Annotated in this window: 12 protein-coding genes and 1 tRNA gene; 5 read left to right on the top strand and 8 right to left on the bottom strand. The window is 37.0% G+C overall.

Annotated features, from left to right (window positions below):
* Positions 1-9 precede the first annotated feature (9 nt).
* Positions 10-1,704 (bottom strand): arginine--tRNA ligase, encoded by a 1,695-nt coding sequence (gene argS, locus LKF16_RS00350; RefSeq protein WP_291471839.1) that lies wholly within the window; start codon positions 1,702-1,704, stop codon positions 10-12.
* A 252-nt stretch (positions 1,705-1,956) separates the two neighbouring features.
* Complete coding sequence (gene argF / locus LKF16_RS00345) at positions 1,957-2,994, bottom strand: ornithine carbamoyltransferase (protein WP_291471838.1); 1,038 nt, start codon at positions 2,992-2,994, stop codon at positions 1,957-1,959.
* A gap of 430 nt (positions 2,995-3,424) precedes the next feature.
* Here argF and LKF16_RS00340 point away from each other — a divergent pair, with 430 nt between their 5' ends.
* Positions 3,425-3,739, top strand: a complete 315-nt coding sequence (locus LKF16_RS00340) for a hypothetical protein (protein WP_291471836.1) — start codon at positions 3,425-3,427, stop codon at positions 3,737-3,739.
* 39 nt (positions 3,740-3,778) lie between these two features.
* Here LKF16_RS00340 and proC read toward each other — a convergent pair whose 3' ends face one another.
* The 3 genes from proC to LKF16_RS00325 form a co-directional block, all read right to left on the bottom strand.
* Complete coding sequence (proC, locus tag LKF16_RS00335; protein ID WP_291471834.1) at positions 3,779-4,576, bottom strand: pyrroline-5-carboxylate reductase; 798 nt, start codon at positions 4,574-4,576, stop codon at positions 3,779-3,781.
* A 128-nt stretch (positions 4,577-4,704) separates the two neighbouring features.
* On the bottom strand, positions 4,705-5,046 hold the full coding sequence (locus LKF16_RS00330) for a DUF2628 domain-containing protein (RefSeq protein ID WP_291471832.1): 342 nt from the start codon (positions 5,044-5,046) through the stop codon (positions 4,705-4,707).
* 108 nt (positions 5,047-5,154) lie between these two features.
* A tRNA-Gly gene (locus LKF16_RS00325) sits at positions 5,155-5,225 on the bottom strand.
* Positions 5,226-5,398: 173 nt separating this feature from the next.
* Between LKF16_RS00325 and LKF16_RS00320 the strand changes: the two genes are divergently transcribed.
* Positions 5,399-5,902 (top strand): hypothetical protein, encoded by a 504-nt coding sequence (locus tag LKF16_RS00320; protein WP_291471831.1) that lies wholly within the window; start codon positions 5,399-5,401, stop codon positions 5,900-5,902.
* A 101-nt stretch (positions 5,903-6,003) separates the two neighbouring features.
* Here LKF16_RS00320 and glnA read toward each other — a convergent pair whose 3' ends face one another.
* Complete coding sequence (gene glnA / locus LKF16_RS00315) at positions 6,004-7,332, bottom strand: type I glutamate--ammonia ligase (RefSeq protein ID WP_291472178.1); 1,329 nt, start codon at positions 7,330-7,332, stop codon at positions 6,004-6,006.
* A 298-nt stretch (positions 7,333-7,630) separates the two neighbouring features.
* Here glnA and LKF16_RS00310 point away from each other — a divergent pair, with 298 nt between their 5' ends.
* Positions 7,631-8,605: a GMP reductase gene (locus LKF16_RS00310; RefSeq protein WP_291471829.1), complete on the top strand. Its 975-nt coding sequence runs from the start codon at positions 7,631-7,633 to the stop codon at positions 8,603-8,605.
* Positions 8,606-9,507: 902 nt separating this feature from the next.
* Here LKF16_RS00310 and LKF16_RS00305 read toward each other — a convergent pair.
* Together LKF16_RS00305 and LKF16_RS00300 are read right to left on the bottom strand one after the other, a co-directional pair.
* The gene (locus tag LKF16_RS00305; protein WP_291471827.1) at positions 9,508-10,476 is read right to left on the bottom strand and encodes a glycosyltransferase family 2 protein; all 969 of its coding nucleotides are present in this window, start codon (positions 10,474-10,476) and stop codon (positions 9,508-9,510) included.
* 43 nt (positions 10,477-10,519) lie between these two features.
* Entirely contained in the window at positions 10,520-12,814 is a 2,295-nt protein-coding gene (locus LKF16_RS00300) for a glycosyltransferase family 39 protein (RefSeq protein WP_291471825.1), read from the bottom strand.
* 281 nt (positions 12,815-13,095) lie between these two features.
* On the opposite strand from LKF16_RS00300, the gene LKF16_RS00295 reads away from it, so the two are divergent.
* Entirely contained in the window at positions 13,096-13,794 is a 699-nt protein-coding gene (locus LKF16_RS00295; RefSeq protein WP_291471824.1) for a response regulator transcription factor, read from the top strand.
* The gene (locus LKF16_RS00290) at positions 13,772-15,121 is read left to right on the top strand and encodes a sensor histidine kinase (protein WP_291471823.1); all 1,350 of its coding nucleotides are present in this window, start codon (positions 13,772-13,774) and stop codon (positions 15,119-15,121) included. Before LKF16_RS00295 ends, LKF16_RS00290 begins: the two co-directional genes overlap by 23 nt.
* Positions 15,122-15,170 lie beyond the last annotated feature (49 nt).

Below are 15,170 nucleotides of genomic sequence, written 5' to 3'. Positions count from 1 at the left end.
TTACACCTACTACATTTCCTCTGGTGCCTTCACACCTAATAAGGCTAGAGACATTTGCAAGATGATCGACACTGATTTAACCAGTGCCAAACGTGCATTTAATCCCGAGTCGTCTGTCAGAATCTTACTATGAGCATAATATTGATTGAAACTCTTGGCAAGCTTCAATGAATATTTAGCAACAACTGAAGGTTCATATTTGGCACCTGCACGACTAATAATTTCTGGGAATTCTTGAATCATTTTGATAGTATCCCAGGCTTCAGGGTCTGAAAGAGTTAGATCAGATGCAGTTTGATAGTCAGTGTTACCAGCTTTTCTCAAGATACTTAATGCACGAGCATTTGTATATTGAACATAAGGTCCAGTTTCACCTTCAAAACGAACGACTTCTTCAAGATTGAAGTCAAAGCTGTCACGTCTTTCATTCTTCAAATCGTGGAAGACAACGGCTCCGACACCAACTGATTCAGCAACTTCATCTTTATTCTTGAGATTAGGATTTTTTTCTTCAATTTGTTTCTTAGCTAGATCGACAGCATCGTTCAATACGTTTTCAAGTAGGATAACATTGCCCTTACGTGTTGAAAGCTTTTTACCGCCAGTTGTGATCAAACCAAATTCGATATGATGAATATCATCAGCCCAATCGTAACCCATCATCTTCAAGACGGCCTTTAATTTCTTGAAATGTTCAGCTTGCTCGCTACCAACAACATAAAGAGATTTAACAAAGTGATAAGTATCTTTACGATAAATAGCTGCAGCAAGATCACGAGTGATGTACAAAGTAGCACCATCAGTTTTTCTGATCAAGGCTGGTGAAAGATCAAGTTTTGATAAATCAACGATTTCTGCACCGCGACTTTCTTGCAACAAGCCTTTATCTTGAATGGTTTTGATTACAGCATCCATTTTGTCATTGTAAAAAGCTTCACCGTTGTATGAATCAAAGGTTACGCCTAAACGATCATAGATCTTTTGGAATTCGGCCAATGATAATTTTCTAAACCAAGTCCAAAGTGCTAGGGCTTCTTCATCGCCATCTTCCATCTTCTTGAACCAAGCACGTGCTTCGTCATCAAGTTCAGGTTTATCTTCAGCTTCTTTGTGGAAACGAACGTAATATTTAAGCAAGTTGTTGATAGGATCTTCTTCGACTTGTTCCTTTGAACCCCACATCTTGTAACCAACGATCAACTTACCAAATTGTGTTCCCCAGTCACCCAAGTGATTAATCTTGATTGGTTGATATCCTAATTTAGTAATGATCTTAGCAATTGAATTACCAATAACTGTTGAACGCAAGTGACCCATTGACATAGGTTTAGCAATATTAGGTGAAGACATATCGATCGGAACATTTCCGTTATTGCCTTCATTTTGATTACCATAATCATCTTGTTCTTTTAAGACAGTGTGTAAAATATCATTTGAAAAACTGCTCTTGTCTAAGAAGAAGTTGATATAAGCTCCAGTATTAACAACTTTTTCAAAGCCATCTTGACTGATTTCTGAAACTAGTTCTTGAGCAATCATGTTAGGTGCTTTATGCAATGATTTTGCCAAGATAAAAGTTGGAAAGGCGTAATCGCCTAAGTCTGATGATTTAGGTTTTTCAATTAAATTTTGAATTTGATCAGCAGTAATTTCTGCTGGAACTACTTTAGATAGTGCATTTACGACTAATATTTTCGAATCCATATTTTCCTCCATAATAAAAAAGTCCCCTTCAATACAGTATATTGAAAGAGACGAGATTTTCCCGCGGTACCACTCTAATTGATTAATATCCACTCATTACTAATATTTAGTTATAAAAGAGGTGCGACTTAATCTAATAATTGACCAGCTCACACCAAATCTGATCTCGCTAAAAATTTTTCGATTAATTAATCCTTCTTTTGTGCATAAAAATATTAGCACATCGGGGCTTATCTCTCAACCTTTTTTAATTTATGCTTTTGGAATAAATAGATTTCCGAGTGTTGCTGCCATGATTGCTTTGATTGAATGTTGTCTATTTTCTGCTTCTTCAAATTGACGAGCATATTTACTTCTAAATACTTCGTCAGTAACTTCCATTTCAGTCAAACCATATTTTTCTTGAATATTTTCAGCATATTCAGTAGTTACGTCATGGAATGCAGGTAAACAATGCATGAAGATCAGTTCATCATCAGGCATTTGGGCTTTTTTGAGTAATTCCATGTTGACTTGATAAGGTTTCAACAGCTTAATACGTTCGTCCCATTGGTCTTCTTCACCCATTGAGACCCAAACGTCTGTGTAAACTACGTTAGAACCTTTGACGCCCTTATCAATATCATCTGTGATCAAAAGTTGACTACCTGACTTATCGGCGTAACTTTGGGCAAGATCAACAATATCTTGTGCAGGATGTAATTGTTTTGGAGCAACGATATGAATATTTACGCCCAGCATTGCACCAGCAACTAAGAAACTGTTAGCCATATTGTTACGGCCATCACCAACGAACGTCAAAGTGATTCCCTTCAATTTTCCAAATGTTTCTTTAACTGTCATAAAATCAGCAATCATTTGAGTTGGATGCCATTCATCAGTCAAACCGTTCCAAACGGGAACTCCAGAATATTTTGCAAGATCCTCAACTGTTTGTTGTTTGAATCCACGGAACTCGATGCCGTCAAACATACTACCTAAAACTTTGGCGGTATCTTCAACACTTTCCTTCTTATTCAATTGAATATCGTTTGATCCTAAAAATTCTGGGTGTGCCCCTAAATCAATTGCAGCAGTGGTAAATGCTGAACGAGTTCTAGTAGAAGTTTTTTCAAAAAGCAAAGCAATGTTCTTGCCCTCTAAATAGTGATGTGGAATGTTTTGCTTCTTTAATGCCTTCAGATGTAGACCAAAGTCGATCAAATATTCAAATTCTGCAGGAGTAAAATCTTTTTCCTTTAAAAAGCTACGTCCTTGAAACACCGAATTTTCTTTCCCTTGATAAGCCAAGTGTATTCCTCCTCTTAATCTTTTTAATATTATTCTAATTATAGTTTAATTTTGTGATATTTCCAGCCAGATTTTTCAAAGTGGTCACAAAAAATGCTTAGGACCTGATCCTAAGCATAGTTGAAACTATTTCTTTTCTGTGATTTTGTCGTAGATATTAAATGCTGTTCCTAAAACATCTCCGCCAAATGAACCAATCAATGAGCCCAATTTTGTTTGTAATTTGAACATTAATGTCACTCCTTCGACCTAAAATAACTTAACAAATTAATTGTAAACGTAATCGTTTATGAAAGCAATTACATTGTTTTAATAGTGCGATATTTTACATTTATATTTTAGGATTATTTTTTTGATAGATAATAGTAGCATTGTCAGATAATTAGTGTATAATTCGGTGTTATGTTAAGTAGCAATTGGAGGGATTATTATGAGTTTTAGAAAGAATAATATCAAATTAGAAAATCAGCTTTCACTCATTTGCAGCAATGCAGGCAAGTTATCAGATAAGGCGGAAATCACCTTTGATGATCTGTTCCCAGAAACTTTTATGAAAATTCATACACAATGCAACAGCATTGAAGAATTCATGGCACCATTAGGTGTTGAGACTAATGAAGATTTTGAAAATGTTCCCGACGACAAATTAGAGGAACATATTCAAAATAATACTAACTTTTCCAACTGGAAAGATATGAAACACAGCGCATGGTCTGATTTTTTGTCAGAACAATTAGGATTCTAAAAAAGGATGTCGAAAAAACTCGGCATCCTTTTATTTTGATTATTTTAGTTCATTTGATTTCTGAATAGTTGCATCAATACCTTTGATGACGGTCGAAATAAATTTGTTATCTTCCAAGTTGACCAATCCTGCAACAGTTGTCCCACCTGGTGAACTAACGTTGTTGATCAATGTCCATGGTTCTTCCTTAGTATCTCGGATCATTTTGGCACTGCCGAGCACTGCTTGACTCGCAATATCAGTGGCGATGTCCTTAGCCATTCCGTTTTCAACGGCAGCTCGTGCGATGCTATCGATAAACAAATATGCATAAGCTGGTGAACTGCCGGAGATTGCTGTAAAGACATCAAATTGTGATTCAGGAAGTTCATAGACTGTTCCCACGCTACTAAACAGTTTTTTGACCTCAGCAACAGTTTTTTCATCAACGTATTCATTTGAAGTCAAAGCAATCCCTGCTTCATTAACGACAACGTTGATATTTGGCATTAGTCTGATAATCGGAATACCAGCGTTTAATTGTTCAGCAATCGAATGCAATTCTAATCCTGCAGCAATCGAGACCACCGTCTTACTTGCATCAATATTACCCTTCTGTTCTGCTAAAATATTTAATGCAACTTTTGGACCAACAGCCACTAAAATGATGTCGCTGGATTTAACTAGTTCATCGTTTGAATTAGCAACGTTAATACCAAGATCTTCTTCTAACTTCTCAAGTTTATCTGGGTTTGGATCATACATCGCTACGTCTGCATTATCCATTGCACCACTATTGATCACGCCGGTAACAATTGCGGTCGCCATTTTACCTGCACCAATAAAACCTAATTTCATAAATCATGCCTCCCTATTCCAATTGATTATTATATTTTCATTATAAATGTATTTGTTATTGAATGGATAGGCAAAATAAAAAGATACTTGTCGTATTACCAAGTATCTTTAATTCATGAAAAATTATTTTAATCTGCTTCGACATCAACAGAACTAGATGTTTCCACCGCAAAGCCCTCATTACGAAGTGTGTCATTTGAATATTGATCAGCTGGCGTAAATCCATTTGCAATCAATTCATTGATATACAATTTGTTGTAAATAAATGAAAATACTACCGGAACTAATGGAGTTCCAAATCCCATTGTGACAGTCCCCACTGCCAGTGCAGTCAAGAATTGGATAATTGCGTACTTCCAATCAGACCTAAACAATGCTGAAAAAAAGCCAAACAACAATGTCGTCCAAGAATACCCCACCTTAGTTTCTCGAACTTGTCCAGTCTGTTCGTTTCTCATTCTAATAATCATAAAATCTCCCCTTGACAGTATACTTATAGTTAACATTAACTTTATCTAATGGAAAAGATTTATGCAACAAAAAAGACTGCCGTCGGCAGCCTGATTGTAAAAAAATTAAGCGAACTACGAGAATCGAACTCGCGACACTAGCTTGGGAAGCTGGTATTTTACCATTAAACTAAGTTCGCATCTATTACTTCACAACTAATTATTATACCTTAAATTTTACGAAAATGATAAATAAAATTTAAATTGAGTTCTCAAATATGAATAAAAATTGATTTTTTTCACCTTCTAACCTAAAATCGAAGATAACGATAGATGTCTATCTAATATTATCTTCATTGAGGAGTTAAGGGAAATGAAAAAAACTATAGTTACTTTGCTAGCAGCAGTCTCATTAATGGGTACTGCCACACTTGCTACTGCTTGTTCAAACGCAAAGACTGAACAAACAGAACAACATTCAGCAAGCAAGATCACAAAGGCTGAAATTAAGAACCAATACTACGTAGGTACAAGCAAGGACAACAAGAACCAATATATCTCATTCTACAACGGAACTGACAAACCTATTTTCCATAACCGTGTATCAAAAGATGGTTCACAAAAGACTATTTCATATTACCTAAAGAAACCTGCTTCAAAATTGGTTATCAACAAGAAAGATCCTAAGAAATTTAAGATTGACGGTGGAATGAACATCATGGCCGAACCAGAATTCCACTACAACTTCAAGAAGACTGGCAAGACAACAATCCAATCAACAGAAAACAAACAATCATGGAAATTATTCGATGGTAGCAAAAAAGATGTTGTAAAGCATGCACAAAACCAAGCTAAGAACATGAAAGACGCTCAATAATTTTCAACTACAAACACGACTAAGTTAATTCTTAGCCGTGTTTTTTTATCTTTAGACGCAAAAAAACGCCCTTTCGGACGTTTTCAGAGTGACAATTATAATTAGTATAAAGGCATATATGTGTCTCTTTCCCATTGGGAAACAGTTTGACAATATTGGTCCCATTCGGCATTTTTAGCAGCGAATAGACTATTTGTTAATGAAGTACCTAGTGAGCTTTGAACGAATTTATCTTTTCTCAAAGCTTTTAGTGAGTTGTGCAATGTTGATGGAAGCTCATCGATACCTAATTCTTCACGGCGTTCGTCTGTCATTGCATAAATATTTTCTTGAACTTCTGGCATTAGCTTGTATTCATTATCGAGACCATCAAGTCCGGCATCAAGAATAGCAGCAATTGCAAGATATGGGTTTGTTGTTGGATCAACACTTCTCATTTCAAGACGTTTTGATTTACCTTTGGCAGCTGGTACACGAACTAATGGAGATCTATTCTTACTTGACCAAGCAATGTAAGTTGGAGCTTCAAATCCTGGTACTAAACGTTTGTAAGAATTGATTGTTGGGTTATTAATGGCAGTCAATGCACGTGCATGTGTTAATAATCCACTCAAGAATTTCTTGGCTGTATCTGAAAGCATGTCATTTTCATCATCAAAGACATTATCGTCTCCTTTGAATAGTGACATATTAATATGCATACCTGAACCATTGATACCTTGTAGTGGTTTTGGCATAAATGTTGCATATAGACCGTGACGCTTAGCAACTGTTTTAACAACTAATTTGAAAGTTTGGATACTATCAGCTGCTGATAAGGCATCTTCGTACTTGAAGTCGATTTCTTGTTGTCCAGGAGCAACTTCGTGGTGACTAGCTTCAATTTCAAATCCCATTTTTTCAAGGATCATTACGATATCACGACGGCAGTTTTCACCTAAATCAACTGGTGAGAAGTCGAAGTAGCTACCATCATCATTAAGTTGTAATGTTGGACGACCTTTTTCATCAGTATTGAATAAGAAGAATTCAGGTTCTGGTCCGATGTTAAAGTTTGAAAAGCCTTTGTCGCGCATCTTAGTAATGATTCTACTTAAGTTATATCTTGGGTCACCAGTAAATGGCTTGCCATCAGTTCCATAAATATCACAAATCAAACGTGCAACTTTTCCATGTTCAGAACCCCATGGGAAGATCATCCATGTACTTAGATCAGGATGAAGTAACATATCACTTTCTTCAATACGTGTGAAACCATCGATTGAAGAACCATCAAAAGTAATCTTATTAGCTAAAACCTTATCTAGTTGAGATACAGGCACCTCAACATTTTTAATCATTCCGTTGATATCAGTAAACATCAAGCAAATGAATTCTACATTTTCTTTGCTGACCATGTCTCTAATATCGTCTGCATTATAATTGTGCATCATATCGCTCCTTCTTGTATATACCAATCGTGTTTCGTCACTAAAAACCGTTACTCCAATAACTAATTTTTAACAATAAAACGATAATACCAATTTCATTTATAACTGTCAAACTTATATACTAATATTTTAAACCAATTCTAATTTACCACGAAATATGAGTAAACTAGGGTAAATTTTAGAAAAAATTATTTAACATTTTCGATTGACTAAAAGATGAATAACAGTTAAATTATATATGCGAACAAAATGTGCGAAAATTTTAATAAAAGTTCGCATTTTGGAGTGTGTAAAAGATATGGAAGTTTTTGATTACGAAGATATCCAGTTAGTTCCGAATAAATGTATCGTTAATAGTCGTTCTGAATGCGATACAAGTGTAAAGTTTGGCCCAATGACCTTTAAGATCCCAGTAGTCCCTGCTAATATGCAGACCGTGATCGATGAATCATTGGCTGAATACCTTGCAAAAAATGGTTATTTCTACATCATGCACCGTTTTGAACCTGATAAACGAATTGATTTCATTAAAACTATGAATGAAAAGAATCTTTTTACATCAATTAGTTTAGGTATTAAAGATGAAGAATTTTCTTTCATCGATGATGTGGTTGCCAATAATTTGCATCCTGATTATATTACGATCGATGTTGCCCATGGACACAGCGACCGCGTGATCGATATGATCAAACACGTTAAAAACGAACTCCCTGATACTTTCCTAATTGCCGGAAACGTCGGCACCCCAGAAGGTGTACGTGAACTTGAAAATGCTGGAGCTGATGCTACTAAAGTTGGTATTGGACCAGGTCGTGCATGTATCACAAAAATTAAAACTGGTTTTGGTACAGGTGGCTGGCAACTAGCTGCAATCAGATTATGTGCCAAAGCAGCTAAAAAACCGATCATCGCTGATGGCGGTATCAGAAACGATGGCGATATCGCAAAATCCGTCCGTTTTGGAGCAAGTATGGTCATGATTGGTTCATTACTAGCAGGCCACGAAGAATCTCCTGGTGAGACAGTTATGAAGGATGGCGTCAAGTATAAAGAATACTTCGGCTCAGCATCTCAATATCAAAAAGGCGTTTACAAGAACGTTGAAGGTAAAAAGATGTTGATCAAGTGTCGTGGAAACATTGCTGATACTTTGCGTGAAATGCAAGAAGATCTCCAGTCATCCATCTCATATGCAGGTGGAAAAGATTTAGACTCGCTTCGTCACGTTGATTATGTGATCGTAAGAAACTCAATTTTTAATGGCGATATGTAAAAATAAAAAGTAATAGCCCTATCAATCATTTTCAGATTGATAGAGCTATTTTTTTGGTTTGAAATTTAATGTTAAAGCTTGGTACGTTTTCCAAGTATTGGAACATCAACTGTCTTGCAGCTTTTCATGCTGGACTCTAGTTTCTTTTTAGCGGAATCGCGGACTCACTTTCGTCCGTTCGCGCATGTCCTTCTACGGCTCCACCTCCGGTGGAAGCTTGGTACGTTCTCCAAGTATTAGAACATCAACCGACTTGCCTCTTTTTTTGCTGGACTCTGGTTTCTTTTTAGCGGAATCGCGGACTCACTTCGTTCCTTCGCGTATGTCCTTCTAAGATTCCCCTTGGGGAAGATTTGTGTGTTTACTAAGTATTGGAACCTCCTCCGCCTTGCCTTTTCTTCTGTTGGACTCTAGTTTCTTTTTAGCGGAATCGCGGACTCACTTTCGTTCGTTCGCGTAAGCCTTCTACGGCTCCACCTAACGGTGGAGCGCTTGAAGGCCAAAAAAAACCAACGACTGGGTAATCGTTGGTTTTAATGAATGGGATAGTTCTTTGTTCAATTTGACAAACAAGTATGAAGTTTACTGACCGTAGCTCAGAAAACTAGATACCCCTCCTATCAAATTTAACATTACTGTAACATAAAGTTGCTAAATTATATAGTGGATTTGCTCAAATTGTTCACATTCCATCCAATTGTATTTGTCATGAGTTATATCCTACCATAACTCACTTTGTGCTTTTAAAGATTAGGAGAGAATCAAACATCACCTCCTTATGTGAACTCTTTTTTTCACAAAAAATGTTTTCTTAGAATGTCTTACATCATTTCTATCGCTAGGTAAAAAAAGTATTCCAATTAAGATCAAGAAACTAAGTATTATCATTACTAAATGCAATTCTATCTACTTGCTCTCTGTCTGGTATCAAGGTGATGAATGCTACTTGCTCTTTTTTCGAAACCCACGGTATCTCTAACGATAAAGCGTGGACGATCGTTTACTTGATCCAGAACTCTTCCTAAATAACTTCCAAATATGCCTAGTGACAAGAAGATGAAACCAACACTAAACAACATTAATGTAATACCGACTGTTGCTGCTGTGAAACCACCGGTTGCTATTAGATAGATCAAGTAGACCAATCCACCCACTAATGGCAAGGCTGAAAATACGTTTGCCAATTGTAGTGGTTTCATTGAAAATGATGTAACTCCATCAAGAGCTAATTTGATCATTTTTGACAATGGGTACTTAGTTTCGCCTGCCACTCTTTCATGACGATGATATTCAACACTGGTTTGTTTGAATCCAATCCAAGTGACTTGTCCACGAACGAATGGATCTTGTTCATGCAAACGTTGCATTTGATTGACGGCCTTGCGGTTCATCAATCTGAAGTCACCTGTGTCGAGCGGCATATCAATAGTTGCTAATTTTTGGAAGGTTCTGTAAAACATAGCTGCAGTGATCTTTTTAAAAAATGTTTCTCCATCACGCTGTTTTCTTTTTCCATAAACGATATCGTAGCCTTCATGCCACTTTTCGATCATGGCCGGAATAACTTCCGGTGGGTCTTGCAAATCGGCATCCATAACGACAACTGCATCCCCAGATGTATATTGAAGTCCGGCAGTAATGGCAATTTGATGACCAAAGTTTCTCGAAAATTCTACTAACTTAATGTTGTCATAATTTTCTAATTCGGATTTGATGATTTCAACTGATCTATCCTTTGAACCATCGTCAACGAAAACTAATTCATATTCTTCTGGTTGCTTTGAAACATATGTTTCAAGGGTCTCAATTGTTGTTTTGATACCTTCTTCTTCATTGAAGACAGGTAATACGATTGAAATTGTATCTGTCATAATTGACTTCCTTTCTTTATTTCTCAATTGGTGCTACCTAGTTTTATTTATAAATGCTTGTTAAATCATAAAGTGTACCTGATTGACCTGATCCACCCATTCCACCGTCTGGCATTCCACCCTGTGACGATTCTGAACTTGATGAACTTGGTGCTTTGGTGCCTGATGGTTTAGTTCCTGGTTTAGTTCCAGATGGTGCTTTGGTACCACTTGGAGCTTGTCCACCTGGTCCACCTGGGCCACCTTGACCACCAGGTTGTCCACCTGGTGCAGCAGATGGTTTCTTCGTTGATGAGCTAGTTGTTGCGCCGCCCATTGTTGAAGTAGTTGAAGATGTACTCTTCAAAGTTACCTTCTTAGCATGTTTCTTGATCCAACTAACAATTTCAGAGTTACCACTACCGGATTTTCCACCTGAATAGTAATACTTGAGTTGTCCTGACTTAACTAATTTCTTAAATTGAGCCAACGTGATGGCTGGATCAGTACCATTGAATCCACCCATTGCCATAACTGCTTTACCAGTCTTGATAATGTATGGTGCTGCAGTACTTGAATCATCTGTTGCAAAAAGATATTTGGCATTGCCTTGATGTTTTTCAACGTATTTCAATAGTTCAGAGTTAGTTTGGGAATTACCCATTCCTCCTCCGCCACCCATTCCGGATGATTGAAGTAATGATGGTCCTGCGGAAGGAATACCATCACTTGACCCAGCTAAGGTTGGTGTTAATGACCACCAAGCTGGTGCGATCATGATTAAAATCGAACCAATAACTGGCCAAGTATAAGCTTTGGCAGCTTTTTTAGAGATCCATGGCATTGCATATAAAATAATTGAAACTAATGTTCCTAATCCTACTAAAATCCAAGTCCAAACTGGGTAAGTTTCGTATAGATACCAAGCTTGCAATAAACTTGTTCCAAGAATTGCAGTTGGAAGCATTAATGACCAGCCGGACTTATGCATCCATTGTTTGATCATTGTGTATAATCCAACACCACCTAAAGTAGCAATTGCTGGTGCCAACATGATCGTGTAGTAAGGATGGAAGAAACTAGCAACTGAGAAGAATCCAAAGACTGGAACCATCCATGCTGCCCATAGCCAAAGTTCTTTTCTTTGTGGCGTTAATGACCACCAGTGTTTCATCTTTGAGCCTCTATAATAGAAGAAACTTGAGAAGAATCCTAAAATTGCTACAATTAATAACCAACTGATTTGAGGTCCTAATTCTTGTTGGAAAAGTCTTAACGGTCCAGCTGTACCGATGTTAAATGCACCACCGCCACCTCCGGCCATTTGTTTATTACCTTTAGAGTTTCCACCGGGACCACCAGGTCCACCTTGAGAACCCTTTTTACTGTTGCTTCCAGGCATCCCTGGAGGATTACCTTGTGTAGAACCCTTCTTAGAACTTCCACCTGGAGGTGTTGGCATTCCTTCTGAAGAGCCTTTCTTATTGTTACCCATACCTGGGAATGCTCCACCAGTACCGGTTGTTTGACCAAGCAAACGTTCAGTACCGTTATATCCAAAAGCTAGTTCAAGAGCTGAATTGTGTTCTGAACCACCTTCATAAGGACGATTATTTGAGTTAGTCATATCTACGGATAATGGCCAAATCAAAGTAAATATTGCTAAAAAGATAGTTGCAATCGCTAAATGACCAATCTTTTTCTTCCAACTGATCTTGGTAGCGATCCAATAGTAGAAATATAGTGCTGGTAAAATCATAAATGCTTGAAGCATCTTGATATTAAATGAAACACCCATTAATGCAAAGCCGATCCAAAGATAACGTTGTTGATTCTTTAAAGCAGCTTTTTGAACGAACCAGATTGACAGTAGTAAGAAAAATACTAATGTCGCATCCATATTGTTAGTTCTTGAGTCAGCGACCACGATAGGTGTTAATGTCATGATCAAGGCTGAAATTCTTGCGGGAACTCGACCAAATCTCTTATGGATCAAGTTGTAGATCAGATAAACTGATCCAATCCCGAAGAGGATTGATGGAAGCACAACGCTCCATCCATGTACACCGAAGATCTTAGCTGAAATTGCCATAAACCATAAAGCTACGGGTGGTTTATCGACCGTGATATATCCAGCTGGGTCAAAACTGGCGTACCAGAAGTTCTTAAAGTTCTGAGTCATACTTGTGATAGCTGCAGTATAGAAGTTATTAGCTTCCCCAGCTTCCCAAATATTCCATGCGTATAGGAATGCGGCTAAAATTAATATTGCAATTAACCAGTAATCCCACTTAACGTTTTTCAATTTAGCAAGAAACCCATCTTGCCGTTTTGTGTTACGCGGTTCCTTTGATTCCATTGATTATTATTCTCCAATCTTTAAAGGGCAATATTGATTAGGAAACAAATTGCGGTATATAACAGCATCGACACATAAATTGGTGTTGTTTTTTTAAAATACTTTTTCATTTGTTTCACTCCCTTTTTCAACGTTGAATACAGAATAATTGACGCAACTTAAATTAAACTTAAATGATTTTAATATTCCAAAAAAATTTGATTTTTGATTAAAAATGAAATAATATTCATGGCAGTCATTTATAATGAATACAACAATTGATAAATAGATAGGAGTTTTGTATGGATAATAATATTAAAATCTTAGTCGTTGAAGACGACGTAGATCTCGCTAACAATGTGGAATCATTCCTTTCCGACTTTGCACAAGTCGATATTGAAAACGATGGATTATCAGGTAAATTCGATGCTGTTGAGGGCGTCTATGACTTGATAATTTTGGATCTAATGCTTCCAGGAATGAATGGATACGACATTTTAAAAGACATTCGAAAAGAAAAAATCACCACGCCAGTTCTCATCTTGACCGCAAAAGCTGAATTAGATGACAAATTGCGTGGATTCGACTTAGGCGCTGATGATTACTTAACTAAGCCATTCCATCGTGAGGAGCTACAAGTTAGAGTTCGCGCCTTACTCAAAAGAAGCGGCGCCTTGGCTGATGATTCAATTTTGAAGATCAATGATATTGAGATCAATTTGAACAATCACGAAGTAATGATTGAAAACCAACCTATTTCCTTAAATGGTAAAGAATATGATTTGCTAGTTTATTTAGTTCAAAACAAAAATACTATCTTAACAAAAGACCAAATTTTTGAAAGAATCTGGGGCTTTGACTCTGACACTTCAATCACTGTCGTAGAAGTTTACATGAGCAACCTTCGTAAAAAATTACGTGCATCAAATAATGATTATCTAATTAAGACAATCAGAAATGTTGGGTATATTTTCCAAAATGAAGAAAAAGCGAAAAACTAGATTAAGTCGGATTATCCGCAAACAACAGCGTCAACAATTTTTACTCGTAATGGCGACCTTTGCGATTTTGTTCATTACCTTGGGAATGATCGTCTACAATTCATTTGAAAACGATACATATGAAGGAATTGACCACGGCATTAATAATCAAGTCAAATTGATCCAAGGAGACAACAAAAAACTCACCAAGCCTCAAGATAATATTCGTGCCCCTGGTCAAGATGGTCCCTCGCCAGATCCAGCGGATCAACACAAAGAACCCTCACCACATTCTCCCTTTCAAACTTCACTTTTGGTATATAATTCCAAGGGGAAATTACTGAATAAGAGTAGCTTGGGTAATCGATACACACTTTTAAAACACTTACCATTGCGAAAATCGCAGTTAAATAAAAAACAGACTATCGTGATTAGCGGAATGAATTTTAGAACTAAGTTGATCAAGGTTTCAAAAGATAACAACAACCAATTTTATGCCGGCAATTACGTTATGGTCGTCCAAAATATTGATAATCAAATAACTTCTTTAGAAAACTTTGAAAGAATTTTGATCATCTCATTTGGAGCATTTTGGTTGATATCATTGATTCTTTCATACTTCTTGACCCATATCACCATGCGTCCAATTATTCGTTCTTGGAAACAGCAAAGCGAATTCGTCAACGATGCGGCCCACGAATTGAGAACGCCATTAGCAATCATTCAAGGAAAAATGGAATATTTGTTAACTAAACCAAATGACACCATTTTGGACGAAGCCGAATCGATTTCAGTTTCGCTGGATGAAGTCAGTCGACTAAATTCGTTGACCAACAGTCTGTTGGAATTGGCCAGAGCCGATGCAGCGTCATCTAAATTTGAATTTAAGATTACGCAGCCAGACTTCTTCTTGCCAGATCCAATCAAGCCTTTCACAGACATTGTTGAATCTCAATCCAAACACTTTGAAATCGATATTAGTCAAAAAGTTAACTTGAATGTCGATCGAGATAAAATTAAGCAACTAATTATCATCCTGTTGGATAATGCCACAAAGTACACGCCAAAAGACGGGACTATCAGGATATCCGACCGAGTCGATAATGGAAAATATTATTTAACGGTCAGCGATACCGGCGTTGGTATTTCTGACGAAGATAAAACTAAGATTTTTGACCGCTTCTATCGAGTCGATAAATCACGTACCAAAGCTACCGGCGGACATGGACTAGGGTTATCGATTGCTCAACAAATCGTTCACACTCACCATGGAAAAATCTATATCGAAGATAACAAACCAACCGGAAGCAAATTCATTGTTGAACTACCTATCAAGCACAAAATATAAAAACATCACTCAAACGAGTGATGCTTTTTTTGTATAACGAACAAATTTA

Source organism: Companilactobacillus sp., assembly GCF_022484265.1.
Lineage (GTDB): Bacteria > Bacillota > Bacilli > Lactobacillales > Lactobacillaceae > Companilactobacillus.
Note: the sequence above shows the minus strand (reverse complement) of the source record. Positions and strands in the feature narration are given on the sequence as shown.

Excerpts from the sequence above, each read along its gene's own strand:
- argS (WP_291471839.1), bottom strand. The coding sequence starts at position 1,704 with ATGGATTCGAAAATATTAGTCGTAAATGCACTATCTAAAGTAGTTCCA.
- LKF16_RS00340 (WP_291471836.1), top strand. The coding sequence starts at position 3,425 with ATGAGTTTTAGAAAGAATAATATCAAATTAGAAAATCAGCTTTCACTC.
- proC (WP_291471834.1), bottom strand. The coding sequence starts at position 4,576 with ATGAAATTAGGTTTTATTGGTGCAGGTAAAATGGCGACCGCAATTGTT.
- LKF16_RS00330 (WP_291471832.1), bottom strand. The coding sequence starts at position 5,046 with ATGATTATTAGAATGAGAAACGAACAGACTGGACAAGTTCGAGAAACT.
- LKF16_RS00320 (WP_291471831.1), top strand. The coding sequence starts at position 5,399 with ATGAAAAAAACTATAGTTACTTTGCTAGCAGCAGTCTCATTAATGGGT.
- glnA (WP_291472178.1), bottom strand. The coding sequence starts at position 7,332 with ATGCACAATTATAATGCAGACGATATTAGAGACATGGTCAGCAAAGAA.
- LKF16_RS00310 (WP_291471829.1), top strand. The coding sequence starts at position 7,631 with ATGGAAGTTTTTGATTACGAAGATATCCAGTTAGTTCCGAATAAATGT.
- LKF16_RS00305 (WP_291471827.1), bottom strand. The coding sequence starts at position 10,476 with ATGACAGATACAATTTCAATCGTATTACCTGTCTTCAATGAAGAAGAA.
- LKF16_RS00300 (WP_291471825.1), bottom strand. The coding sequence starts at position 12,814 with ATGGAATCAAAGGAACCGCGTAACACAAAACGGCAAGATGGGTTTCTT.
- LKF16_RS00295 (WP_291471824.1), top strand. The coding sequence starts at position 13,096 with ATGGATAATAATATTAAAATCTTAGTCGTTGAAGACGACGTAGATCTC.
- LKF16_RS00290 (WP_291471823.1), top strand. The coding sequence starts at position 13,772 with ATGAAGAAAAAGCGAAAAACTAGATTAAGTCGGATTATCCGCAAACAA.